Raw genomic sequence first — 23710 nt, 5'->3', positions numbered from 1 at the left:
TGATAAATGCTTGGTTCCGCCACTCTCTTTTTGATTTTTTACCTTACTTTGAACATAAATTTCACCAAACCAAATGATAACAAATGTTTTTCTGAACTTTTTTGCCAGAATAGCTATTATAGATACTTTCTATATTTTTCTAAGATATACTGAAAACAACAATAAAAGGAGGTACAAATCATGCTTACAATCGCTTATCTCGGTAATGGAAAGAGTACAAATCGCTATCATTTGCCATTTTCAAGAAAACTTACGGACAAAATCAATATCAAAAAAATTTTTTCCCCATCTAAACCAGTGTGGGAAACATTTGAAGACATCGAATATACCGATCAGTTATCTGATCTTTGGAATGATCCTGAGATCCAATTAGTTGTCATTACTACGCCAAGTCAATTTCATTATGAATATGGAAAAATGGCACTCGAACATGGAAAGAATGTATTGGTAGAAAAACCTTTTGCAGAAACGTCAAAGGAAGCAGAAGAGTTATTTGCATTAGCAAAAGAAAAAGGGCTATTTATCCAATGTTACCAAAACAGACGGTTCGATTCTGACTTCTTGACAGTCCAAAAAGTAATCGAAAGCGGAAAATTAGGGGATATTTTAGAAGTAGAAATGCATTACGATTATTTCAGACCAGAAGTACCAGAAAATACGCATGAATTTTCTACTGCAAACAGCTATTTATATGGACATGCTTGTCATACAGTAGACCAAGTTCTTTCTTATTTCGGCGAACCAGATGATATCCGTTATGATGTTCGTCAACTATTAGGGAAAGGACGAATGAATGATTACTTCGATTTGGACTTTTTCTACGGAAACATGAAAATTTCGATAAAATCCAGCTATTTCCGTATCAAAGAACGTCCAAGTTTCGTCGTTTATGGAAAAAAGGGGATGTTCGTGAAACAAACGAAAGATCGGCAAGAAGAACATCTTAAAATGTTTTATATGCCTGATCATGAAGACTTTGGGATCGACTTGCCCGAACACTACGGTGTATTGACTTATATAGATGAACAAGGGGATTATCATGAAGAAAAAGTGATTTCCGAGGTCGGTGATTATAGACGCGTCTACGAAGGCATTTACGAGACATTAGTCAATGGCGCTGAAAAAGTCATTAAAGATGAAGAAACAATCTTACAGATGAAAATTTTGGAAGAAGGAATCAAAGGCATTCAAGAATCAGAAAATAAAAGATGAAAACATGACATCTTTGTAAGAATCGGGTTTGTTTTTTGACGCACAAACTGTCTTATTGTACGATGAAAAAGTATAGAATTACTAGGAGGAACCAATATGACAAATTATGATGGTGAAAAACACAAACGATTAAGAGGTTCAATGGCCCCTAAAACGGAAGATGAAGTAGCTCTAGCAGGTACTAATTCTGGTGAAACAGAAGATAAAGAAGAATCATTAGCTGGTACAAACTCCGGTGAAACAGAAAACAAAGAAACAGCTTTATCTGGTTCAAATTCTGTAGAAGAAGAATCAGAGCCTAACGAACCTAATCACTTTGAAAAAGATATCGAAAAAGCGGTTGAAGAGGTCAAAGAAAAATTTGAAGAACTGACTTCAAAAAAGAAACACGATCATCATTAATTCATAAAAGCAGGGAGCCATTTGGTCACCTGCTTTTTTTATGTAACCCGATAGAGGTCGTTTGGTACAGTCGTAAAAAAAATCTAACTGTAAGTTGTACCAAACAACCCTCGATTTAAAAGCGGTATCATACTAGAATACAAATAGGAGGTGAACAGCGCTGTGAACTACAAAATTAGTTATCTCCTGAAAACACCCAGAGAAATCAGTCTAGAAAGAGCAGCCGAGATCATCGAAGTAAATATAGACGAGGCAATCAACCAACTAACTCCCTTTGCCGAATATATGGATGAGACCCATATCCATCTGAAAAAATTTCGAGCGATCGACTGGGCAGAAAAATACGTGAATATCACTCGCTTTGAAGCGGTGTACACCGAACAAGAGCGTAGAGATCTTCTTTATTTGATGGTCTATTCGAATAGCATACCTATTTCTGTATTTCATTTTCAAGACTTTCTTCAGGTTTCTAAAGGAACAGTCCTATCGGATATCAAAAAAGTAAGAAAGGAATTAGAAGGGGAAGAATGTCAGCTGACATATACTAGAAAAGCAGGCTTTAGGCTACTAGGGTCAGAAGTGATATTGAGAAGGGAAGCAAAAAATCGCACTGCTCATTTAATGCAATCGCTTGCTGGAAGATTTGGTCTCACGTATTTAACCGCAATGCTCTCTCTTGATTGTTATGCAAAAGCCAGAGATTTGTTAGACAACACAATCTCTCTATCAGATCTTCGCTTTGCACCCAATCGAATGGATGAGTTAGCGTATTATTTAAGTTTGACCACTAATCGAATCGGAAAAATATCTGTAGAAAAGGTAAAAGATGCTGAACTTTTAGCTTCTCTTGCGATCAATGACATCAGCCGACAAATATTGACTGGCTTAGGCTATTCCGAACATCTAGAGTCAGAGATTCTATTTCTCTCTCTTTGCTTAGCCTCCATTGTTGAAGGAGATATCCAGGAGCCTGCGCTTGATTTTTTGCTGGAATGTTCTTCAGAAGTCATCCATCGCATGGAATTCCTGATGGCCATAGAATTTGATTCATTTCGTGAATTATTGATGAATGTCTTTTATCACTTGGTACCTGCCTATTTTCGTATTTCTTATTCTTTTTATTTGCCTAATGTGATGATTGATCAAATCAAACATCAATATGCTTCCATCTATGAAATGACAAGAAAAGCATTGCGTCCGTTAGAAAAACGGATAGGAAAGAGCATCCCTGAAGAAGAGGTTGGGTTTTTCACTATACTATTCGGCGGAGAAATAAGAAAAGTAGATGAAGAAGAGAGAAATAGAAAAATAAGAGCCGTGATCGTCTGTCCAAGTGGCATTAGCTCTTCATTGATCTTAAAAAGCGAACTTCAGCAATTATTCCCGATGATCCTTTTTACAGAGACCAATTCAGCTGATCGCTTGCACGAGGTTGATGAAACTTCTTACGATATCGTTTTTTCTACTGTGCCTCTCACGCTTACGAATAAGAAAAAGTCACTGTATGTCCTACAACCAATCATGACTGACTTGGAAAAAAACCAGCTGATCAATCAAGTACAAAGAGATTGGCTGATACCAGGATTCTCCATGCCTTCTGCTCAAGAATTGCTAGCTGCGCTACTTCCATATATCGAATTAAAAGAAGGTGTAGATGAAGAAAAGCTCTATCAAGTCTTAAATCGTAAAATGAACAAACTTTTAGAAAAGAAGGAGGATCAACGTCCTATGCTATCTGAATTATTAACAGAAGAAATGATCCAATTATCCGATCAACCAAAAAACTGGCAAGAAGCAATCACACTTGCCGCACAACCGCTATTATTAAAGAATAAAATAGAGGAGAGTTATATCAAAGCGATGATTGAACGTGTGGAGCAGTATGGTGCGTTTATCCACATCGGCGACCACATCGCACTGCCGCATGCTCGTCCGGAAGACGGTGTAAACGAAGTAGGGATGTCTTTGCTGAAACTTCAACAACCAGTTGATCTAATCGATGATCCTGCTCATCCCATCAGCTTATTTATCTGTTTAGCCGCTATCGATAACGAGGCACATCTTCGGGCGTTGGCAAATTTAACCAAGCTACTTTCTAATAAACAAAATCTTCAAGAACTATTACAAGCCTCAACAAAAGAAGAAATACTAGCAATCATAAAAAAGGGAGACGAATAACATGAAAATTTTTGCAGTGTGTCAAAGTGGATTAGGAACAAGTTTTATGGTAGAGATGAACATCAAACAAGCTCTTGCAGATCTTGGAGCAGATGTGGACGATTTCGAAGTAAGTCATACGGATGTTGGGAGTGTATCTAGCGATATGGCGGATTATTTCTTCATTGAACATTCTTTGAAAGATACACTTACCTCTATACCGGATGAAAAACTCGTGCCGTTGCAATCGATCATCGACAGTGATGAAGTAAAAGAAAAAGTAGAACAGATCTTGTCAAAAGAATAAAAATGATTCAAGGGAGGAAATATCAATGGATAAATTGTTGAATTTGTTTGTTTCAATCGTCAGTCAGCCCTCCATCCTCGTTTCTCTGATTGCACTGCTTGGGCTTGTTCTGCAAAAAAAGAAATTTTCAGAAGTGATCCAAGGAACCATCAAAACATTTGTCGGATTCTTAGTATTGATTGGCGGCGCTGGACTGATCAGTAATTCATTAACCCCTTTCGCTTCGATGTTCCAAACGGCTCTGCATACCCAAGGTGTAGTTCCAAGTAATGAAGCAGTAGTGGCGATTGCTTTACAACAATTCGGCACACCTACTGCCTTGATCATGCTAGTAGGGATGATCGTGAATATTCTACTTGCTCGATTCACAAGATATAAATTTATTTTTCTTACAGGTCAAGCGATGCTTTATGTTTCTTGTCTGACAGCAGTCATTTTAGTAAGCGCTGGATTTACTGCAAACGTGTGGATGATCTTATTAGGAGGGATTTTTGAAGGAACACTATTAACTATTACGCCCGCTCTTTGTCAACCATTCATGAAGAACATTACTGGGAACAACCAAGTTGCGCTGGGGCATACCGGCAATATCGGTTATGCGTCTAGCGGGTGGATCGGTAAGTTCTTTGGAAATAAAGACCGCTCTACAGAGGACATAAAGATTCCTAAAAGTTTCAGTTTTTTGCGAGATTCTACTGTATCGATCATGCTCTTGATGTCAATCGTATATGTCGCACTTGCCTTATTAGCAGGTCCTGGATTTGTTGAAAGAGAATTAAGCAATGGAGATAATGCTGTAATCTTTGCATTGATCCAAGCTGGAACATTTACAGCAGGGTTTGTTATCGTCCTTCAAGGGGTTCGGATGGTGTTGGCAGAAATCGTTCCAGCATTCCAAGGAATCGCTAAAAAGCTTGTACCTGATTCTAAACCAGCGTTAGATGTCCCTATCGTTTTTCCATATGCACCTAATGCTGTATTGATTGGCTTTTTTGTCAGCTTCTTTGTAGGAACGCTATCGATGTTTGCCATGATAGGCTTGCAGACTACAGTCATCATCCCTGGAGTAGTTGGCCATTTCTTTTGCGGAGCTGCTTCTGGTGTTTTCGGCAACTCGACTGGCGGTAGAAGAGGGGCGGTATTAGGTTCTGCTTTCAATAGCTTATTGATTAGTTGGTTGCCATTATTTATCCTTCCGGTATTAGGAGATCTTAAAATCGCTTCTTCCACATTTGCCGATACTGATTATCTAGTACCAGGACTTGTACTTGGGAAACTAGGAGAATACGGTCAAATGGCATTGACAGTCGGAATCATCGCTTTCTTTTTACTTGTCGTATTATCTAGCTTTCTTTTTGCCGGAAAAAGAACAAACATTGTTTCTAAAGAACAGAATTAAGCAAGCTTCAAAATAAAAACTGCTTGGACAATATCAGAAGACGATCGAATGTTTTCTGATAGGTCGCAAGCAGTTTTTTGTTTTATGCATTTATTTTTGAATGGATTGTTAAGGCAAGTGGCTGTTTTGCTAGAAGAGGATAACTTTTACCATTCATTTTCACTGTTCCGCCTGTTCTATCAGAAGTAATCACGATCTTATCTTCTGTTTTTTCCAGCGAAATCATTCCATCTTTGATAGGTAGCGTACAATTCAGTGTTTCAAATGAATCTAGATTAGGTTGTATCATAAATTCTTCATAACCTGGCTTTGTTGGATACAAACCGATAAAATAGCGTCCTAAAAGATAGATTGGGCTTGCTCCCCATGCATGGCATAAGCTTTTTCCATAAGGATCTCCATACATACTGTACTTTTCATTTCCTGTTTGAGTAGGGTCGTATTCTTCCCAGAAAGTTACCGCATCATGTGATAACATCCCTCCCCAATAATCAAGAATCGTTTGGTAGACGATTTCCGTCTGTCCTAGTTTGCATAAGGCATCTTGTTCATAGAATTTAAAATAGGGGGTAGTGATCTGTGTGATCGAGTCATTCAACAAGACATTCTTTAAAATCGATTGCTGTTGTTCTTTGTTAGCAAAATCGAATAAAACAGCGAAAATATTCGCATGACGCGTCACATTTCTTCTCCCAGATTCATAGCAATCGATAAAAGCGCCAAGTTCTTCATCCCAAAAGTAGTCAAATAGGTTTTGTTTCAATACCTGGTATTTTTCTTGATAGAGATCAGTAGGATAAATTTCAGCCTCTCCATATGTTTCAGCTAAGATATTTCCGCAAGTGATCATAGAGTGGTAGGCTTTCAGTAATAGGACTTGTTCTGCAGCAAGCGTTCCTTCTTTATCCATTTCAGACCAATCAATAAAGATCCAATCTTTTGCTCTTCCATAAATAAACCCTAATTCATTCGTTTGTTCCATCAAGTACCTCATCAATGATTGCATCTTAGGATAGACAATACGTAAAAATTCGCAGTCTTTCGTCATCATATAGTGGTTTTCGATGCCAATCAGCCATAAGATCGAATAGTCGACAATCGTATTCATATGTTGCTTGATTTCATTTTGTCCTCTTAATGCGAATATCGTTCGCTTATTGATTTCCTCGTCAAAGAAAAGATATTGATTGATCATAAATGATTGATACGCATCTCCAGACCAAATCCAGCGGTCTCGTTTGATACCGTCGATAAAAAACAAATCACTACATAACTTGAAAGTTTCTTCTGATACTGACCAGATCTGATTCAATAAAGAAGAATCGCTTGAAAAAGTAGCTTGTTTCGAAAGAGATAAAAATTCATGAAAAACTTGAAGTTGAACCATTCCAGTAGAAACCTCCGGTATAAACAAATAGCGAAAAGCGCGTTTACGAGCTTTCATTTTTCTTGTCATTCCAATTTGTTTATAGTAACAATACTCGATATCCATAGCTTCTACATCGGACTCTCCATAACATAGAGTGATGGATTCGATAGGATCGTCCAGAGATATTAGTTCTACACAGCCATTCACTGCTCGTCCAAAATCGAATAAGACTCCTCCATTAACCTCCGTTTCAGTAACTGGATGGACACATTCTTTTTGATAATAGATTTGATTTGGATCTTTAGCGATATCGACATAGAGTGGACTCCAGCCAGCTGGGTATTCTTCAATAAAGTTGCTTGCTGTCCAGCCGATATCTGATTTTATTTCATCTCCCTCGATAAACATCGCTGGTAGCCCAGATGTATGTCCAACGAAGATCCGGATTTTTACTTTACCAGCCGGACAAGTCAGCCATTTTCCACATGGATGCTTTTGCCCATTAATTTCTACGTACCCAACTCCTTGGATCGTCACTTTGAACATGGAAGGATGATCAAGAAAGTAATATCTCTTAAACTTGACATTCCGATGACAATCATCCATGTACCAGTACGCCGGCCAGTCGAAACCTCGTTCTTCTCGTTGGAAATTTTGTAGCAGTCCATGGCGGATCTCAAAGTCTCCAGGATACCAAAGCCATCTATTTTGTGATTTTTCATTTGTCATTTTGCGCGACCTCCATCAAAATTATTTTGTTGTCAATTGTTCTTTTATTTCTTCATCTACTCTTATCACTGTCTTTCTATTCGTCCTGTATACCACTAGAACGCTAACAAGCGCGCTAATCAACAGCAAGATACTGCCATTAACGAAAACAGCAAGTGTCTTACTTCCAAGAGAAACAAAAGAGAGAAAAAGCAAACCATATGGTGCAATGAAAGTGCCTAAATTAGCGCCAACTAGTAAGATCGAAGTATTGAAACTCTCCGCATGCTTAGGCGCTTGGATACTCACTTGGTTGAATAAATAAGGAATGAATAACGAAAAAGAAATCCCAGTTAAAATCGCGCCAAATCCAATCACATACAGATTCATGGCACTGGCAATCAATACAAAGCCAATACCCATCAGTAGTAAAGAAAGAGTAAGCATATAACGATGTGCTTTTGCCTGAAGCCAGCCAAAACAAACTCCGGCGGCCATACTTGCCAACTGCATGATGGTCAAGATATTCGCTGCATTGGTTTCGTCTCCTAGAGAATAGGTCGTCAAGACTGTGGCTAATTTGATTGAGACAGCATTATATACCACGATGATCAGTAAGAGAAAAATACCATAACTAATCATTTTGGGATTTGTTTTGATTACTTGTCTTGCTGAAGCTGTGCCTTGTACTTGAATCTCAGTTGTTTCAGGTCTAGGAACAAACAAAACAAACAAGATTAAAATAGGTAAGCTGATGGCGTAGACTAAAAAAGTATATTGCCAGCCGAACTGTACTAGTTGTCCTGCAACAAATGTCATTAGAGCTGCACCAAATCCCTGAAATGCACTTTGAAAACCAATCATAGATGCACGTTCATCTCCGTGATAAAAGGCAGCAATCATGCTGACTGCCAAAGAATTGATCAATCCGAAGCCAATGCCTAGCCCAGCTCGTGAAGCTAAGACGATACTGTAACTTTGCGAGAAGAGGGGGAGGACACCACAAATCGATGCAATCACTAACCCGATGATCACAGTCTGTTTTTGTCCGATTCTCCTAGCAATAAAACTACTAAACAAAACGAAAATAGTGACCATAAAAGATGGAGCAGTCGTTAATAATTCAACAGCAGATAAAGAACGCGTGGCATAAGTAGCTGACATACTGGGAATCGCTGATGTGACCGCACCAGCAGAAGTCAAAATAAGAGAGACTGACAGTAGAGAAAATTTCATCATTTTTTTATTCATACACATATCCCTTTCACTTTTTTGTAATCGCTTATCAAAAATATAGTATGAAGTAGCTCTTCACTCAATAGCGGAACCACAGGAAATTCATGTCCCAACCATAGAAAGTCTTTGTGAAAACCAAAATAGCTTTGCATATAATTGCAGTACAGCGTAAACTAATAAGCGAAAGAAACTGCTTACAAGAAGGAGGAAGTCAATTGGAACTAGCTGAATTAGACACTTTTTTGCGTAATGAAGAATCAATCGAAACTCTGCAGCGTGAACAAGGAAAGAATGTCAATGACTTAAACTTAGCTTATCATCTTCAGACACCACCAAAAATCCACCGAGGAGATTTATTTCAAAACGGAAATATTCATATCAGTAAACACCGTCGATATGCGGAAGTTCCTGAGCATACACATGATTTTGTTGAAATCAATTATATGTATAGCGGAAGATGCTCACAGGTCATCAATGGAGAAAGAGTGGATATGGAAGAAAGTGACGTGGTAATCATTGATAAAGAAGCTACTCAAAGAATTGAATACACAGGTCAAGAGGATATTTTAATCAACATCTTATTAAAGGAAGAGACCTTATCTACAGAAATATTGAACCATTTGGCAAGCACCAATAATCTGCTTTCTTCTTTTTTGATCAATGCGGCAAAAGAAAAGGGAGAACATACGCAATTCATTCATTTTCATGGCGGAAAAGCGAGTCGTTTGACGCATTTGATTGAAAATATGCTGTTGATTTATTTTGATACATACAGTCATAAAATCCGTTCACTAAACCTATATATATCACTACTACTAATCGAATTGACTCATTTATTAGAACAGCAAACCTTTTCGTCAGCAGATGGATACGCAGAAAACGAGATGCTTGGTATATTGGATTATATCGATAAGCATTTTACTTCTTGTACGTTAAAAGAAACAGCGGCTCATTTTGGCTACAATCCGGTCTACCTTAGTAATAAATTGAAAATGTATTTTGATGCTTCTTTTCAAGAATTGGTTCTACAAAAAAAATTTGACTTTGCATTGGAATTGATTCAAGAAACGAGTTTTTCGTTGGAAGAGATTGCTAATCGCATCGGATATAAACAAACCACTTCTTTATTCAAATTATTCAAAAAGTATTCAACATGTACACCCAATGAATGGAGAAACACCCGATAAGAAGAACAGTCTGACATGTAAAAAACAGGTAAGACTATTCAAAGTCTTACCCGCGTATTAACTAAACTCAATCAAGAGAAGAAGGAAAAAGTTGATGGCACCATATAGGAGATAAGTTGCTATAAATAGATGTTTTAGTAGTGGCTGTTTCCACTTGTGCCTTCTCTTCATTTGATAAATACTCACTAGTAAGCATACAGTGATGATAGATACGCTGATCTTTCTAACTTGGAAGATTAGCGTCCATAGATGGGAATCCATTGTTAATTGGACACGTGGCAGAAAAAAATAGAGGACACTCAAAAAGACATACTTTATCCAAGATGAACCATTGGACTTATTCTTCATAATATTCACTCATTTCAATAGGTTAGTCAGACAGATAGACTTTTGTTTGGTACATATCATAAGGTATATCCGATACTAGTGTACTCATTTCTTATCTTCCAATAAACATATAGAAGGAACAGTTTTTTCATAAACAAGAAAAAGCAGTTCCTTTTTTAAACTTCTTTTATTGTATCCTTTAGATAATGTGATTGAAGAAGGGAGGAGGAGATGAAAATGGTAAAGGCTTGGTTAAGTGGTTTAGCTGCTTACAGCGTTGTTGGACAAACTGATTTATTTTCTGCGTTCGCTATGTACTTGTCTAAGTATCGTTTTGTGTTATTAGGTGCTCTTTTTTTCGTGATTCTATTAACTGTTCTGTTGAGCAAAAAGATGTCCGCAAGTTCAAGTACGAAGAGTAACGCACCTGGTAATAAGGGTTTTCAGAAGCAGCAGCAATATAAAAACTATCGTAAGTGATATTTTCTATCTCTTTAAAGAAATCAAAGGATGATACGGCAACTATTTACTATTTACAATGAGGTGAAGCATGGGAAATTTTGCATTTATCATAACTTTTTTAAGCGAATTTGCTGTCTTAGCACAAAATGAAGGAACTGGTATTTTTGCCACCTTCGTTGTTATGTATCTCATCCGATACGGATTGTCCACGTTTTTTGCCGTCTATCTGTTCATTTTTATCGTCAAACAGTTCTATGAATATCTAAAAGGCACCAGTATACGAAAAAACAAACGCCGATTTAAAAGACAGTTAGCTGCATCCTATAAAATACAAAAGAAAACGATCCAAGAAAATTACGAAAAAGGATTGACTGATACGGATAAAGTAAAGAAAAACGTTTATAACAAAACAAAACTTTAGATGGGACAATGAGGGAGCAGAGCAAATGGATATAGGGATTTCAATCGTAAATGAAGGGATATTGATTTTAGGTGCGATTGGCTTTTTATTATGGTTAATTATTTTTGGCTTGGTTTTATTTTCAGTTCTAAAGCGTACAAGGAAAAAGTATAGCTTTGATAAAGGTGGAGCTAAAGTAGCTCCATTAGTGATAGCGTTAGTACTTTTAGTTGTGTTGGCAGGGTACATGGGTGTAATCGTTTATCAGTTATCTGTTGTACGTATTTAGGAATTCGTTTCCATCAAAAATTATAATAACAGCTATTATAATTAACATATTGATAAAATGAATAAACAAGACTATAATTTCCATGAAAGTAACAAATAGTTATGAAAAAGGAGCTGTTTATTCATGAAAAAAACAAGTCGTAAAGTAGTAATCGTCGGTACAGGTTTTGTTGGAACAAGTATCGCTTATGCAATGATCAACCAAGGAATCTCTAATGAATTAGTCTTGATCGATGTGAACCAAGAAAAAGCAGAAGGGGAAGCACTGGATCTTTTAGATGGTATGGCTTGGGGCGATGAAAACGTTGCTGTATGGTCAGGCGGTTATGAAGAATGTAAAGATGCAGATATCGTTGTTATCACAGCTGGTATCAACCAAAAACCTGGCCAATCTCGTTTAGATTTAGTTAAGACAAATGCGTCAATCATGCGCCAAATCGTCAAAGAAATCATGGGATCAGGATTCGACGGAATTATCGTTGTTGCTTCAAATCCAGTAGATATTTTGACATATATCGCTTGGAACGAATCAGGCCTGCCAACATCACGTGTTATCGGTACTGGTACAACATTGGATACAACTCGTTTCCGTAAAGAAATCGCATTGAAATTAAAAGTAGACCCACGTAGCGTTCACGGCTATATCTTAGGTGAACATGGTGATTCAGAAGTTGCTGCATGGTCACATACAACTGTTGGTGGTAAACCAGTTTTTGAAATTGTAGAAAAAGATCATCGTATCGCAAAAGACGAATTAGATGTAATTGCTGATAAAGTTCGTAATGCTGCTTATGAGATCATTGATCGTAAAAAAGCAACTTATTATGGTATTGGTATGAGTACTGCACGTATCGTAAAAGCTATCTTGAATAACGAACAAGCTGTATTGCCTGTATCTGCTTACTTAACTGGTGAATACAACGAAAAAGATATCTTTACAGGTGTGCCATCAATCGTTGACGAAAATGGCGTTCGTGAAGTTGTTGAATTGTCCATCAACGAAGAAGAAAAAGCAATGTTCAGCAAATCAACAAGTGCTTTAAGAGAAGTATTGAACACTGTATTATAAGAGATAATGAGTAAGAACTAAAAAATCAAAACCTGCTTAACAGATATTTCAGCTGTTAAGCAGGTTTTTTATTGATATCTATAGGTAAGCAAATAAACGGAATGATTATAATCGATTCGGTCGAAAATGATCCATACGTATGAAATGTAATCTGCTGATTAAATAATCGAATCGATATCAATGACAACTAAAACTTAAGTAAATGATTTATCTATGTGATTAAAAATCCTTCAGTGATGGCAAACATAAATACAGTGAGTCGTAATCTGATTAACTGTATAAAGAAAATGGTTTTTATCATTTAATTAAACGCTGAAAAAGTAAGAAAAACTGCAAAATTTTTTTATAATTTTGCACAAGTAGATTTTGATGGAAAAACGACGATTTTTAATAAAAAACCGTTCGAGAGAGGCTTATTATTTTTTAAAACTACTTTGTATAATATATATTATGTAAACTAAAATATATAAAAAATCAATCCACTAGTTCTAAACCACTATTTCCTACTATTCACTCTTTTGTATTCCTTTTAAATCAATTATTTCAAAATTAATCCATATATTTATGAAAAAACTTTTTTGTATGAACAACCATACAAAAAATCAGCATATTCTTTAATGACATGCTGATTTTTTAAGAAATAAAGTTTTTAATTCGTTCATTTTATTGCGATTTGTCGTAAATAATTGGTTATCTTAGACTTCAGTGAATCGAAATCCAATGAACTAGTGGTAATCATTATGATAAAATCAACAGCTTCTTGACGAGAAAAAGCAACTGGACAATTATTCAGTTGAAGAAACAACAACATGGCAACAAGAGCAGTTCGTTTATTACCATTATGAAAAGGATGTTTTTTAGCTAAATTAATTGCTAAAATCGCCGCTTTTTCATAGACTTCGGGATAGAGTTCTTGATTAAATACTGCTTGTGAAGGCTGTTTAACAGCCATATCTAATGCATTAGCATCTTTTACACCAATCATTTCGCCTGGTGAGTAACGTAAAATAACTTTTGCGTTGATTTTGATAATTTCTTTAGTCGAAAGATACCTCATAAATCAACCAAATCTTTTAACGCGTCTTCATATTGATTCATGATCGAATCAACTAATGAATCAATATCAGGTTCTTCTTGTGCTTTGATCATTCGTACAGAACCATCAGATTGAAAAACATAACTGATTGCGTCACCCGTCTGCACACCCATGAATTCTTTTACTTCTGGTGGGATAGTTGTTACATCGCTATTGCCGGATTTTCTAATTTTATACTTTTTCATTTTTTTCATATTTCGCCACCCTCTATACCGTTCTATAGTAAGTACATTATATCCAAGTATATACATTTAATCAATGTATATACTATTGATTTGCTTTTTCTTACGAAAAAATGGTAAAGAAAAAGTTTGTGACATGACTTTTGTCACAAACTCTCGTATTCTTAACCAAAATATTGATGGAATACTTGCGTAATAACTGGTAGGAAATAAATAATGATCATAGCCCCTACCACCATCAATAATTGTTTACGCTGTTTCTTTCGTTTCAGCATGCTTGTCGTTTTATGAAAAAAATAAGTAGCGCTTTTAGCTCCTGCAGTCAAAGTCGATAAAATCAGCGTTGGTGAATATGCTGTTTGATTGTGCGTCAATGACAACAACTTCGTCCCGTAATCAGGATACTTTAGAAATGCTTGATACACAGCCACAATCGTGATTGCTCCCATAAGATAATTTAAAAATGAATGCACTTTTTTCAAATAAAAAAACTCCTTGCTATCTATATAAAATCAGCCTCCCCCAACATTTTTGCTTGATTGACTGATGTTTTTTGGTTTTATTGGTATTTATATTCTCGCTTTTCGGAATAAATATTCTGCTATTTCATTGTTTTCATTTACTCTACTTCGTTTTCATTATTTTTTCTTGATGTTTCTTTGTTTCCATCAACTGCTTTTGTTCCGCTGTTTTCGATCCATGGAAAAGAAAAACCGATCGTCATATCTTCTTTTAATACTAAAACTGCATCGAATTTCCCTTTTTTACCAGTAAAACCTTTGACAACTTTACTTGTCTTTCCTTTTGAAAGCAAATCTCTGAGATTTGTTTTAGTCAGCTTCTTTTTAGCTACTGTTGGCCACAATTTGAAGTCACATTCTGGGTTCAAGCATGTAGCGATTTTAGGATAAAGCATGACTATCCCTTTTTTACATTTTGGACATCTTCCTAATTGATCGTTTTTCTTCTCCATCGCTTTTATCTGGCGTGTTCCGCTGATCTCATCTGAGAAATCTACCTTATCGATTTGATTAGGTACTTCTGCCAATAAATGTAAGATGAATTTTTTGATGTTTTCTAAAAAAACAGATGGCGTCCCTTCTTGGTTACCAATTTTTCTCAAGTATCCTTCCCAGCGTGCAGTCATTTCTGCACTTGTCAGCAATGGTTCATTAGCTACTGCCTTACAAAGAGTGATTCCTTTTGGCGTAACGATTATTTCGTTTTTATTGACTTCGATGTAATGTTTCTGCTTAAGATTTTCAATGATATTGGCCCGCGTAGCTTCGGTCCCTATTCCTTCTACTTCTTTGAGGATTTCTTGCGCTTCATCATTATCCAGCGTTTTTCCCGCAGTTTTCATTGCTGTGATTAAGGTTCCTTCGGTATAGGGTTTCGGAGGTTGTGTTTCTTTCTCCATACTTTTCAGCTCTACTTCTGCTTCTTCATTTTCTACGATAGGAGGAAGAGTCTGAGCTTCTTTCTTTTTTGACTTGATGCGCAAGATTTCCTGCCACCCTTGCTGTAATGGGATCTTTCCGATACTTTTTAGCTTTAATTGCTGTACACCGGTCATTACAGTCGTCTCTTCATAAATATAATCTGCGGCAAACATAGCCACAGTGGTACGTAAGACTTGCAAATAGATTGCTTGCTGTAATTTAGATAGCTTCGCAAAGCGTGCAGGAGTCGGAATCGTTTTTGTCGGAATGATTGCGTGATGTTCTTGAACTTTTTTCGCATCGACATACCGTTTCTTTGCTCTGATCTCAGTTGTCTGTACTTCTTCTATTCCTAAAAACTTTTTATAGTTTTGCAGATGTTTAACCAGATACTGATGCTCATTTTCTGTGATGTAAAAGGAATCCGTTCTTGGATAGCTTAGAAATTTGCTTTCATACAATCCTTGAGCAGCATCAAGTGTGGCTTTAGCACTTGCTTTCATTAGCTGATTCATCTTTGTCTGCAAACTAGATAGCGAAAATAAACGTGGGCTATGCAACCTCTTTTCCTTTTTCGTAACTTCAAGAATCCTTCCGTTTTGCTTACCTAAATGTGCTCCGAATTTCTCTATTTCCTTCGTTAACTCTTCTTGTGTTTTAAATGCTTTTTTTGGTACGATTTTTCCTGAAAACTGTCCTTTGTTTGTCGTAATTAAACCTTCTCCTTCAAAGTACGTTTCTTTTTTGAAGTGTTTGATTTCTTCTTGCAGCTGATAAATCATGTAGAGTGTCGGCGTTTGTACACGACCAAGAGAAAAACTACCATCAATCCCTTTTCGTTGAAGCAGTAAGCTATATAATGGGCTTCCGTTCATTCCAATCAGCCAATCAGCATTCTGCCTTGCTTGCGCTTCTTTATATTTTGGAAAATAGTTCTTTCCAGGTTGGAGATTCTTAAAACCTTCATATATTGCTTCTTTTTCAAGAGAATTGATCCATAAACGTAAATAGTTCTTTTCCTTAGAAAATGCGTTTGCTTGTCGAATAATCGACCACGCGATGGCTTCACCTTCTCGATCACCATCTGTTGCAATAATAATGGTATCGGCTGACTGTAACTCTCGCTTTACGATCGAAAATTGCGCACGTTTGTCCCTTGGAACTTCGTAACGGAAGGTTTCTGGGAAAATAGGCAAATTTTCTAACGACCATTTTGCCCAACGCTCTTCATAAGCTCCTGGAGCAACCATATCTACCAAATGTCCAAAACCATAAGTGATGGTTACTTCACCAGCAAACAATGGATCGCTGATTTCATAATACCCTTCATGCCGCTTTCGCTGTTGGAAGGTTTCGGCATAGGCTTTTGCTTGTGAAGGTTTTTCAGCTAGTATCACCGTCTTCATCTTCTGACCTCCGTTACTTGATTTTTTGCGGACTTCTCTATTATGGAACATATTTTCGCATCTGGCAATAAAAAAAAGATACCGTATAGTCGAAACAGGCACAAAAAACATCAAGCAAACAAACGATGTTCCGTTTGCTGCTTGATGTTTCTAGAAAATATTCATCTTTAGCTGTCACTCTTGGTTAATCTGCCAGTTGATACCAAATCGATCAGTTACCATCCCATACAATTGAGCCCACGGAACAGTATCCAGCGGCATCTCAATCTTACCACCCTCAGCTAAGCTTTCAAATAGGCGCTTCGTTTCTTCTTCATTTCTTGTTTGGATGACTAAAGAAACATTATTTCCAACAATCAATTCAGGACCGATTCCTTCTGGCGTATCTGCAAACATAACTAATGTATCATAAATGTTCAACCGTGCATTCGTGATTAGATTTTTTGCTTCTTCTGGCAAGTTCATTTGTTCTATTCCAGGCATTTCACCGTATGTGGTGATACCTGATGCTTCAGTCTCAAAAACTTTTTCATAAAATGCGATGACTTCACGAGACTCATTTTTGAAGTTCAGATAGATATCCAATGAAAACAGCTCCTTTCTTGGTTATAATCTACCATAAGAAAGCGTTTTTTACGAGTGAATCGTTTGATTGATTCATGACAAAAGCCTTGTCTTCTTGATCTTTTTTATGATCATTTATTCAAAAAATCTGTAATAGCAGCTTGATTCATTTGATTATCAATTTCAAGAATACTGCCAGCATAATCACTTTGCCCATAATTCCACGAACCGTCTACTGGCACACTTATTCGATCAATGCCACCAGCTCCTCGTGCAATCGAAAAGAGATTTTTCGTCAAGAACCAAGCAGTGACATCTGTGGATGTATACCCTAAAGCTTTACCAGCTGCATAAGGTGCACGGATCAGATTCAATGGATTCTTCAATTGGCTGAAAATAGCGTTCATTACTTGCTGTTGGCGTCTGACACGGCCAAAGTCTCCTTCTTCATCCATTCGGAAACGTGCATATTGCAAAAGAACATGTCCATCCATCTTCTGGACCCCTTTTTTAATATCTACACCATCCAGATTCAGATCTTTTTCTGCATCGATCTTCACTCCGTTCATGAACAAGGCATCGATCACTTTTTCAAACGACTTGAAATCGACTTTCGCATAGTATTGACAATTGATTCCAAAATTTTCTACTAAAGTCTGACGCACTAAATCGGCTCCTCCGTATGCATAAGCTGAATTAATCTTATTTTGTCCTGCCCCTGGGATCGTAACGAAGCTGTCACGCATAAAAGAAATCAGTTTCGGCTTATGGGAAGGACCATCCAACTGTAAGACCATGATCGTATCGGCTCGCCCGGCATCTTCTCCGCGTGTATCACTCCCAAGGATCAAAATATTATGCGCACCATTCGTCGCTTTTTGCCCATGAAAGGTTTCTGAAGTCGCTGCCTCTAAGCTTGTGTCATGTTCAGCTACATATTTACCAATAAAAAATGAGATACCTGAATAAAGGATCAAAACAAGCAAAATCGATAGAATGATTTTTTTCCACGATCGCTTTCTTCGAGGTTTCAACGGTTTGTTCTTCTTTTGCCGATTGAAAAATTTTTTATTTTTTTGTTGTTCTTCTGCTCTTGGTGCATCTCTATATATCTGTTGTTCATGTTGGTTCAAATGTTCAAATGAATGCTGCTCTCTTTCATAAATACGGGTAGCATCTTCCTCATTTTCCATACGCGTTCGTTTTCGTTCTCTTCTAGCAAAAATACTCCCCGTATCCCGCTTCAGAGGTTTCGCCTTCTTATGGATGTCCTTATAGCGATCCATCCGACTCATTGTGGTTCCTCCTCGTTTCTTACTGATAAATAAAGGATACGATAACCAATCGACAAAAGCCTATCATTTTTTGATAATTTAATAAAAAATAACGAAATAAATGCTTCGATACATAAAGGATTACTTTTCTTGAGACCGTTTATGCGAGAATAAACAATCTTTATCTATTATCCTTTTTTATTCAAACAGCTTTTCAATCACATGGATCGGCATCTTTTCCTTTGTCCATAATTCAAACGCGATTGCTCCTTGGTAGATCAACATGCCAAGTCCATTGTATCCTTTTGCTCCTACTTTTTTTGCTTCTTTTAATAAACGTGTTTCTCTAGGTGCATAAATCAAATCAAAAACCACTAGATTCTCATGCATCATGTTTATATCTAAGAGCGGTGACTGATCGATTTTCTTTCCCATCCCGATATCTGTTGCATTGACTAGAAGGCAGCTTTCTTTCAAGTCTTTTCTTAATTGACCCGTATCGGCAAAGTCACGAACTTTTATCTTACAAGAAGTTCGATAGCTGAGTTGTTCGAATGTTTCTTTTACTTGAGCGAATGTTTGGTTGTTTCGTTTATAAACTACGATTTCCTCAGCGCCGTCTAACGCCGCTTGAACAGTAACTGCCTTTGCTGCACCTCCAGCGCCCAGCAGAGTCATTTTTTTCTTTTTGGCCGAAATTCCAGCTTCTTGCACGGATTGCATGAATCCCGCACCATCGGTATTATAGCCAATCAAACGTCCCTTTTCGTGCACGATCGTATTCACTGCTCCGATCAATTGTGCTTCCTGGCTTACCTCATCTAGGTAAGGAATAACCGCTGTTTTATTCGGCATCGAAAGGTTTACACCTAACATATCAAAAGTTCGAATACTTTCGACTGCTTGCTTCAAATTCATTGGATTTACTTTGAAAGCTAAATACACCGCATCGATATCGCTTGCTTCAAAAGCAGTATTGTGCATCAATGGAGATAAACTGTGAGAAGCTGGATCAGCAAAGAGCCCAGCTAATTTGGTTTTTCCAGAAATCATCTTATTCCTCCTTTGTTCTTACTTCAATAAAAAAAGCCACTTAGCGTTTGATACGAAAAAGTACGAAACGTCTAGGTGGCAAAGTAGCAAATTCTTTTCTCATCGTCTATTTGTCAGAGCAAAGAATATTCTATTTAATTGTTGAAATCATTGACTACGTGATCCTACAAAACACCCAAATATGTTCAATTGCTTATTGTTTTAAGTATAGGATGAATCAAAGGAAGATGTCAATGAGTTTTCAAGTTCTTCTACTGAAAGGGATTTTTCTGTCGAAATCAATCCACTACTTCTTCAAAGAACTGCAAAAGGTCGCTCATTGTCAAATGTTGCTTTTCTTTTTCAGAAAGATCCTGAACGATTTTTCCTTTTTGGAGTACGATCAGACGATTTCCGTATTTCAAGGCGTCTTCCATTCGATGCGTGATCATGAGACAAGTCAATTTTTGTTCATTGATCCGCTGATTTGTTAACTGCATTAATGCTTTAGCTGTTTTAGGATCTAAAGCGGCAGTATGTTCATCTAATAACAGTAGTTCAGGAGCCGTGATCGTCGCCATCAGCAAACTTAATGCTTGCCGTTGACCGCCAGATAATTCCCCTGCTGGAGTATCCAAATGTTGTTCTAGGCCATTACCGACTTCTTGACATAGTCTGAAAAAATCTTCTTTTTGATTTTTCAAGTTACGTAAACGGAATTTCCGCTTTTGTCCTCTTTTTTGTGCAAGCAGCAGATTTTCTGCTACAGTCATCCGGGGTGCCGTTCCCATCTTAGGGTCTTGGAAAACCCGAGAAAGGAATCGTGCTCTTTTTTCTTCTGAATCTTTTGTGATCAGCTGATCTTTAAAAGAGATCGATCCTTGACTGAGTTGAAGCGTACCAGCAATCGTATTGAACAATGTGCTTTTTCCAGCACCATTCCCTCCAAGGACAGTGATGAAGTCCCCTTCTCTGATTGTAAGGTTGATTTCATCCAATAGCACTTTCTCTTCATTCATTCCATTGTTTACGACTTTTCTGCCGTTTTTGATTGTCAATATATCTGTCATTACTAGGCCTCCTTCTCAAAACCCGTTTTTAAGTTCAGTGCTTTCTTCAATTGCGGGATCATCAGACAAATAGCTAAGATGATAGCGGAGAACAACTTCAGATAAGTCGTGTCAAACCCTAGTTTGATTACTACTAAGATCAATAGCTGATAAATGATACTGCCGACAACAATAGCAATCAATCTTTCTGCTAGCGTCAATTCTTGGAAAATCACTTCACCGATGATGATGGAAGCAAGACCGATGACGATCACGCCAATCCCTTTATTTACATCTGCATATCCGTCATTCTGGGCAATCAGCGCACCGGATAACGCAATGACACCGTTAGACAAAGTCAAACCTAAAATTTTCATACGATCGGTTTTTATCCCTAACGACCGAGCCATCGTTTCGTTGTCTCCTGTCGCAATATAGCCTTGACCTAAATCTGTATTGAAGAAGAATAGCAGTACAGCAATCAAGATGCCCAAAGAGATGAAGCCAAGAAGGACTGTGTCAAAGTAATCCGGTAACCCAAAGCGATGGAAGCTGTCTTGCAGAATCGGATGATTCAATAAAGAAAGATTTGGTGTTCGCATCACAAACAAAATAACTGAGTTCAATCCTGACATCACTAAAATCCCTGCTAGAATAACCGGTATCTTTCCTTTTGTATAAAGTAACCCTGTAATGAGTCCTGCTACCATACCAGCGCCTACGCCCAATAACGTAGCTAAAATCGGTGCTACCCCATGAGTGATAGCTGTCACACAGACAGCAGCACCTAATGGGAAGGACCCTTCTGTCGTCATATCAGGAAAATCTAAGATCCGATAGGTCATGAAAATCCCTAATCCTAATATTGCCCAAAGCATGCCTTGTGAAATAGCTGATACGATCATTTGTCATCCTCCTTAGATGTTTCTTGTTGCGACTCATCTGTAATGATTTTGGCTTTTTCTTTCATCGATTGGGGAATCGTGATTCCTAAGCGATCAGCCTGAGATTGATTGATCACTGTATCCCCTTGATCAAACGTATAAACAGGCGTCGTTTCCGGTTTTTCTTTTCCGCTCGCAAGTTCTGCCGCCATCTTACCGCTTTGAAGCCCTAATTGATATTGATTGATCCCGATTGTTGCTAGTCCGCCTTGTTCTACCATTGTATCAACAGAAGGAATGACGGGGATATTTGCTTTATTCGCTTCTTTCACCACTGTCTGCATAGCATTGGCAATCGTATTGTCTAATGGAACATAGATAAAATCGACTTGTCGGCTCATCACTTGAACCGTTTGTGCAATCTCGTTAGTGGAAGGCACCGCATATTTTACTGCTTCTAACCCTTCTTTTTTTGCAGCTTCTTCCGCTTGTGCTACTTGGTACTTTGAATTATCTTCCGAAGAAGCATACAAGATTCCGGCTTTTTTTGCATTTGGCAGCAAATCAGAAGCAAGCTTGATTTGTGAAGCAACAGGCGGCTGATCAGAAACACCTGTCACATTTCCACCAGGTTTCTCTAAAGAAGCAACTAATCCAGCCCCCACAGGATCCGTTACAGCACCTAATACAACGGGGATGGACGAAGTCGTGTTTGCTAATGATTGAGCAGCAGGCGTTGCGATTCCGATCAAAACATCAGGATCGGATTGTACTAGTTGTTGACTCATTGTGGCTAGCTTGCTCTGATCGGCTTGTCCATTTTGAAATTTGATTTCAAGATTTTCTCCTTCTTTTAATCCTTCTTCTTTCAGGCCATCTTTGATCCCTCGATAAATCTCATCTAATGCCGGATGGCTCACATATTGCAATACCCCGACAACTGTTGTTTTCTTTGTCTGGTTCGTCGAAGTACTTTCTTTTTCGCCTGAGGCTTTTCCATAAATAAATGCACCTGCTAAATAAACTAAAATAATTACTACAACTGTTATTAAACGTTTGTTTTTCATTTTTTTCCTCCTGCAAAGTCAATCTTTTTATTTATTATAATCAGGCAAGTATCCAGTCTACAAAAAAAGACAATGGCCAAAACGGTCATTGTCTTTACACAAAAAACCGCATAGATAGGATCTATGCGGCAGTCAACGTTCATGTCTAGCATAGATACAAGCTTTAGAAATGCACTCTAAAAAGTTGTATCTATGGGAAAGTTTCACCATTAATACAACTTATCTACGCCAGCTGCGCCAATTTTTTTTGTTCTCTGCTGAAATACGTTTTGATAAGTTCATTACAGGTCACCCTTTCCTTAAGAATTGATTTAAGTCTAATCGAATTTTTGAATTTCGTCAACTATATTTTTCATTTTTTTCATTTGTTATTTTGAAGATCAAACATCACTTGTTCTGATAATTAAAAATAGCACTATATAGAGCCACCATTTCATCACGCTAACGACTCAATTAGCAGTCTCGGCATTTGGGGAAGCTGTTCCTGTTCTATCCATTTCTTCTTCTAATTGTTTGATATTGGCTAACGGTAGTCGATTCAGCTCAGGGATCAACTCCTTATCAAAATCAGTTATTCCTCCCTTACCCGCAGTTATCCGATTTGCTTCTTTTCCTCCATCAAAGAAAATAAATGTCACTTCATCCGTTCGTATGTTATATTTTTGTTCCAGTTCATGTACATCATAAACGATCGGATAATAAAAGATCGGTCGATTCAATTCTTCCATAAGCTCAGGATCATTAAAGACATCCAGCACATCCTGATAGGTTTTCCCGTTCGGTTTGCTGAACATCACCGATATCGCTCGGCTTTGTTTGATTTTCTGATCCGCTTGGCTGTAAGCAAAAGGTTTTAATTTACTGGTTGGTATGGATGAATAAACGAGACTATTTACTTGCTCTTCTCGGATTTTTTCCGGCAACAAAAACATCGCAATTGTTAGCAGCAATGATAAGATGAGCAGAAACACAAGACGTCGAAAATACTTACTTGGATTTTCTGCGAATGACACTGAGAAATGATCATTCATTTCTTGTACTCTCGATTTAACTGCTTCCCAAATAACAAACACCTTCTTTTCTACTTTTTCTCCTATTTTTTATTATACCTAAAAATTTGGATTTCAACGATAGAAACACTGTTTTTTATGTAATTGGTCCAAGTTTTTCTAGACTTTTGCTTTACTATTC

Annotated in this window: 23 protein-coding genes; 10 read left to right on the top strand and 13 right to left on the bottom strand. The window is 37.4% G+C overall.

The annotated features are described in order from the left end of the window. The first annotated feature begins 180 nt into the window (after window positions 1–180). From HMPREF2988_RS02080 to HMPREF2988_RS02060, 5 genes are all read left to right on the top strand, one after another. Window positions 181–1212, top strand: a complete 1032-nt coding sequence (locus tag HMPREF2988_RS02080) for a Gfo/Idh/MocA family oxidoreductase (RefSeq protein WP_070769902.1) — start codon at window positions 181–183, stop codon at window positions 1210–1212. Between the two features lie 96 nt (window positions 1213–1308). Next, on the top strand, window positions 1309–1614 hold the full coding sequence (locus HMPREF2988_RS02075) for a hypothetical protein (protein WP_002329195.1): 306 nt from the start codon (window positions 1309–1311) through the stop codon (window positions 1612–1614). Between the two features lie 162 nt (window positions 1615–1776). Further along, complete coding sequence (locus HMPREF2988_RS02070; protein ID WP_070769901.1) at window positions 1777–3792, top strand: BglG family transcription antiterminator; 2016 nt, start codon at window positions 1777–1779, stop codon at window positions 3790–3792. Window position 3793: 1 nt separating this feature from the next. Then, a complete protein-coding gene (locus tag HMPREF2988_RS02065; protein ID WP_002309270.1) occupies window positions 3794–4078 on the top strand; it encodes a PTS sugar transporter subunit IIB in 285 nt (94 codons plus the stop codon). Window positions 4079–4103: 25 nt separating this feature from the next. Next, window positions 4104–5477: a PTS ascorbate transporter subunit IIC gene (locus tag HMPREF2988_RS02060; RefSeq protein ID WP_002313768.1), complete on the top strand. Its 1374-nt coding sequence runs from the start codon at window positions 4104–4106 to the stop codon at window positions 5475–5477. Window positions 5478–5559: 82 nt separating this feature from the next. On the opposite strand, the gene HMPREF2988_RS02055 is transcribed toward HMPREF2988_RS02060, so the two are convergent. Then, window positions 5560–7575, bottom strand: a complete 2016-nt coding sequence (locus HMPREF2988_RS02055) for an alpha-L-rhamnosidase-related protein (protein ID WP_070769900.1) — start codon at window positions 7573–7575, stop codon at window positions 5560–5562. 21 nt (window positions 7576–7596) lie between these two features. Next, window positions 7597–8811: an MFS transporter gene (locus HMPREF2988_RS02050; RefSeq protein ID WP_179189353.1), complete on the bottom strand. Its 1215-nt coding sequence runs from the start codon at window positions 8809–8811 to the stop codon at window positions 7597–7599. A 221-nt stretch (window positions 8812–9032) separates the two neighbouring features. On the opposite strand from HMPREF2988_RS02050, the gene HMPREF2988_RS02045 reads away from it, so the two are divergent. The 5 genes from HMPREF2988_RS02045 to HMPREF2988_RS02025 all read left to right on the top strand — a co-directional run bounded on the left by HMPREF2988_RS02045 (window position 9033) and on the right by HMPREF2988_RS02025 (window position 12523). After that, a complete protein-coding gene (locus tag HMPREF2988_RS02045; RefSeq protein WP_024635189.1) occupies window positions 9033–9977 on the top strand; it encodes an AraC family transcriptional regulator in 945 nt (314 codons plus the stop codon). A 564-nt stretch (window positions 9978–10541) separates the two neighbouring features. Beyond that, window positions 10542–10784: a hypothetical protein gene (locus HMPREF2988_RS02040; protein WP_002339290.1), complete on the top strand. Its 243-nt coding sequence runs from the start codon at window positions 10542–10544 to the stop codon at window positions 10782–10784. A 70-nt stretch (window positions 10785–10854) separates the two neighbouring features. After that, window positions 10855–11187: a hypothetical protein gene (locus HMPREF2988_RS02035; RefSeq protein WP_070769898.1), complete on the top strand. Its 333-nt coding sequence runs from the start codon at window positions 10855–10857 to the stop codon at window positions 11185–11187. A 25-nt stretch (window positions 11188–11212) separates the two neighbouring features. After that, a complete protein-coding gene (locus HMPREF2988_RS02030; RefSeq protein WP_002329193.1) occupies window positions 11213–11455 on the top strand; it encodes a hypothetical protein in 243 nt (80 codons plus the stop codon). 123 nt (window positions 11456–11578) lie between these two features. Further along, complete coding sequence (locus HMPREF2988_RS02025) at window positions 11579–12523, top strand: L-lactate dehydrogenase (protein WP_002329192.1); 945 nt, start codon at window positions 11579–11581, stop codon at window positions 12521–12523. A 658-nt stretch (window positions 12524–13181) separates the two neighbouring features. Here HMPREF2988_RS02025 and HMPREF2988_RS02020 read toward each other — a convergent pair. The 11 genes from HMPREF2988_RS02020 to HMPREF2988_RS01970 all read right to left on the bottom strand — a co-directional run bounded on the left by HMPREF2988_RS02020 (window position 13182) and on the right by HMPREF2988_RS01970 (window position 23592). Continuing rightward, the gene (locus HMPREF2988_RS02020; RefSeq protein ID WP_070769897.1) at window positions 13182–13580 is read right to left on the bottom strand and encodes a type II toxin-antitoxin system death-on-curing family toxin; all 399 of its coding nucleotides are present in this window, start codon (window positions 13578–13580) and stop codon (window positions 13182–13184) included. After that, window positions 13577–13813, bottom strand: a complete 237-nt coding sequence (locus HMPREF2988_RS02015) for an AbrB/MazE/SpoVT family DNA-binding domain-containing protein (protein ID WP_002289715.1) — start codon at window positions 13811–13813, stop codon at window positions 13577–13579. The genes HMPREF2988_RS02020 and HMPREF2988_RS02015 overlap by 4 nt, the downstream gene beginning before the upstream one ends. A 152-nt stretch (window positions 13814–13965) precedes the next feature. Then, window positions 13966–14250, bottom strand: coding sequence for a hypothetical protein (locus HMPREF2988_RS02010; protein WP_002313773.1), 285 nt, complete (start codon window positions 14248–14250; stop codon window positions 13966–13968). A gap of 170 nt (window positions 14251–14420) precedes the next feature. Further along, window positions 14421–16649: a type IA DNA topoisomerase gene (gene topB / locus HMPREF2988_RS02005; protein ID WP_024636303.1), complete on the bottom strand. Its 2229-nt coding sequence runs from the start codon at window positions 16647–16649 to the stop codon at window positions 14421–14423. 174 nt (window positions 16650–16823) lie between these two features. Then, entirely contained in the window at window positions 16824–17234 is a 411-nt protein-coding gene (locus HMPREF2988_RS02000; protein WP_070769896.1) for a VOC family protein, read from the bottom strand. A 110-nt stretch (window positions 17235–17344) separates the two neighbouring features. Beyond that, window positions 17345–18508: an LCP family protein gene (locus HMPREF2988_RS01995; protein ID WP_070769895.1), complete on the bottom strand. Its 1164-nt coding sequence runs from the start codon at window positions 18506–18508 to the stop codon at window positions 17345–17347. A gap of 177 nt (window positions 18509–18685) precedes the next feature. Then, window positions 18686–19540 carry a shikimate dehydrogenase gene (aroE, locus tag HMPREF2988_RS01990; protein WP_070769894.1) on the bottom strand — a complete coding sequence of 285 codons (855 nt, stop codon included), beginning with the start codon at window positions 19538–19540 and terminating at the stop codon, window positions 18686–18688. Window positions 19541–19818: 278 nt separating this feature from the next. Continuing rightward, entirely contained in the window at window positions 19819–20589 is a 771-nt protein-coding gene (locus HMPREF2988_RS01985) for an ABC transporter ATP-binding protein (protein ID WP_002335710.1), read from the bottom strand. A gap of 2 nt (window positions 20590–20591) precedes the next feature. Then, complete coding sequence (locus tag HMPREF2988_RS01980; RefSeq protein ID WP_002309295.1) at window positions 20592–21473, bottom strand: ABC transporter permease; 882 nt, start codon at window positions 21471–21473, stop codon at window positions 20592–20594. Beyond that, window positions 21470–22519 carry a tryptophan ABC transporter substrate-binding protein gene (gene trpX, locus HMPREF2988_RS01975; protein WP_002339299.1) on the bottom strand — a complete coding sequence of 350 codons (1050 nt, stop codon included), beginning with the start codon at window positions 22517–22519 and terminating at the stop codon, window positions 21470–21472. The genes HMPREF2988_RS01980 and trpX overlap by 4 nt, the downstream gene beginning before the upstream one ends. A 449-nt stretch (window positions 22520–22968) precedes the next feature. Then, the gene (locus HMPREF2988_RS01970) at window positions 22969–23592 is read right to left on the bottom strand and encodes a hypothetical protein (RefSeq protein WP_002315045.1); all 624 of its coding nucleotides are present in this window, start codon (window positions 23590–23592) and stop codon (window positions 22969–22971) included. Window positions 23593–23710: the final 118 nt, after the last annotated feature.

Origin of the sequence: Enterococcus sp. HMSC061C05 (assembly GCF_001814765.1) — a bacterium.
GTDB classification, from domain to species: Bacteria; Bacillota; Bacilli; order Lactobacillales; family Enterococcaceae; genus Enterococcus_B; species Enterococcus_B lactis.
Note: the sequence above shows the minus strand (reverse complement) of the source record. Positions and strands in the feature narration are given on the sequence as shown.

Excerpts from the sequence above, each read along its gene's own strand:
- HMPREF2988_RS02080 (WP_070769902.1), top strand. The coding sequence starts at position 181 with ATGCTTACAATCGCTTATCTCGGTAATGGAAAGAGTACAAATCGCTAT.
- HMPREF2988_RS02075 (WP_002329195.1), top strand. The coding sequence starts at position 1,309 with ATGACAAATTATGATGGTGAAAAACACAAACGATTAAGAGGTTCAATG.
- HMPREF2988_RS02065 (WP_002309270.1), top strand. The coding sequence starts at position 3,794 with ATGAAAATTTTTGCAGTGTGTCAAAGTGGATTAGGAACAAGTTTTATG.
- HMPREF2988_RS02060 (WP_002313768.1), top strand. The coding sequence starts at position 4,104 with ATGGATAAATTGTTGAATTTGTTTGTTTCAATCGTCAGTCAGCCCTCC.
- HMPREF2988_RS02055 (WP_070769900.1), bottom strand. The coding sequence starts at position 7,575 with ATGACAAATGAAAAATCACAAAATAGATGGCTTTGGTATCCTGGAGAC.
- HMPREF2988_RS02050 (WP_179189353.1), bottom strand. The coding sequence starts at position 8,811 with ATGTGTATGAATAAAAAAATGATGAAATTTTCTCTACTGTCAGTCTCT.
- HMPREF2988_RS02040 (WP_002339290.1), top strand. The coding sequence starts at position 10,542 with ATGGTAAAGGCTTGGTTAAGTGGTTTAGCTGCTTACAGCGTTGTTGGA.
- HMPREF2988_RS02035 (WP_070769898.1), top strand. The coding sequence starts at position 10,855 with ATGGGAAATTTTGCATTTATCATAACTTTTTTAAGCGAATTTGCTGTC.
- HMPREF2988_RS02030 (WP_002329193.1), top strand. The coding sequence starts at position 11,213 with ATGGATATAGGGATTTCAATCGTAAATGAAGGGATATTGATTTTAGGT.
- HMPREF2988_RS02025 (WP_002329192.1), top strand. The coding sequence starts at position 11,579 with ATGAAAAAAACAAGTCGTAAAGTAGTAATCGTCGGTACAGGTTTTGTT.
- HMPREF2988_RS02020 (WP_070769897.1), bottom strand. The coding sequence starts at position 13,580 with ATGAGGTATCTTTCGACTAAAGAAATTATCAAAATCAACGCAAAAGTT.
- HMPREF2988_RS02015 (WP_002289715.1), bottom strand. The coding sequence starts at position 13,813 with ATGAAAAAAATGAAAAAGTATAAAATTAGAAAATCCGGCAATAGCGAT.
- HMPREF2988_RS02010 (WP_002313773.1), bottom strand. The coding sequence starts at position 14,250 with ATGGGAGCAATCACGATTGTGGCTGTGTATCAAGCATTTCTAAAGTAT.
- topB (WP_024636303.1), bottom strand. The coding sequence starts at position 16,649 with ATGAAGACGGTGATACTAGCTGAAAAACCTTCACAAGCAAAAGCCTAT.
- HMPREF2988_RS01995 (WP_070769895.1), bottom strand. The coding sequence starts at position 18,508 with ATGAGTCGGATGGATCGCTATAAGGACATCCATAAGAAGGCGAAACCT.
- aroE (WP_070769894.1), bottom strand. The coding sequence starts at position 19,540 with ATGATTTCTGGAAAAACCAAATTAGCTGGGCTCTTTGCTGATCCAGCT.
- HMPREF2988_RS01985 (WP_002335710.1), bottom strand. The coding sequence starts at position 20,589 with ATGACAGATATATTGACAATCAAAAACGGCAGAAAAGTCGTAAACAAT.
- HMPREF2988_RS01980 (WP_002309295.1), bottom strand. The coding sequence starts at position 21,473 with ATGATCGTATCAGCTATTTCACAAGGCATGCTTTGGGCAATATTAGGA.
- trpX (WP_002339299.1), bottom strand. The coding sequence starts at position 22,519 with ATGAAAAACAAACGTTTAATAACAGTTGTAGTAATTATTTTAGTTTAT.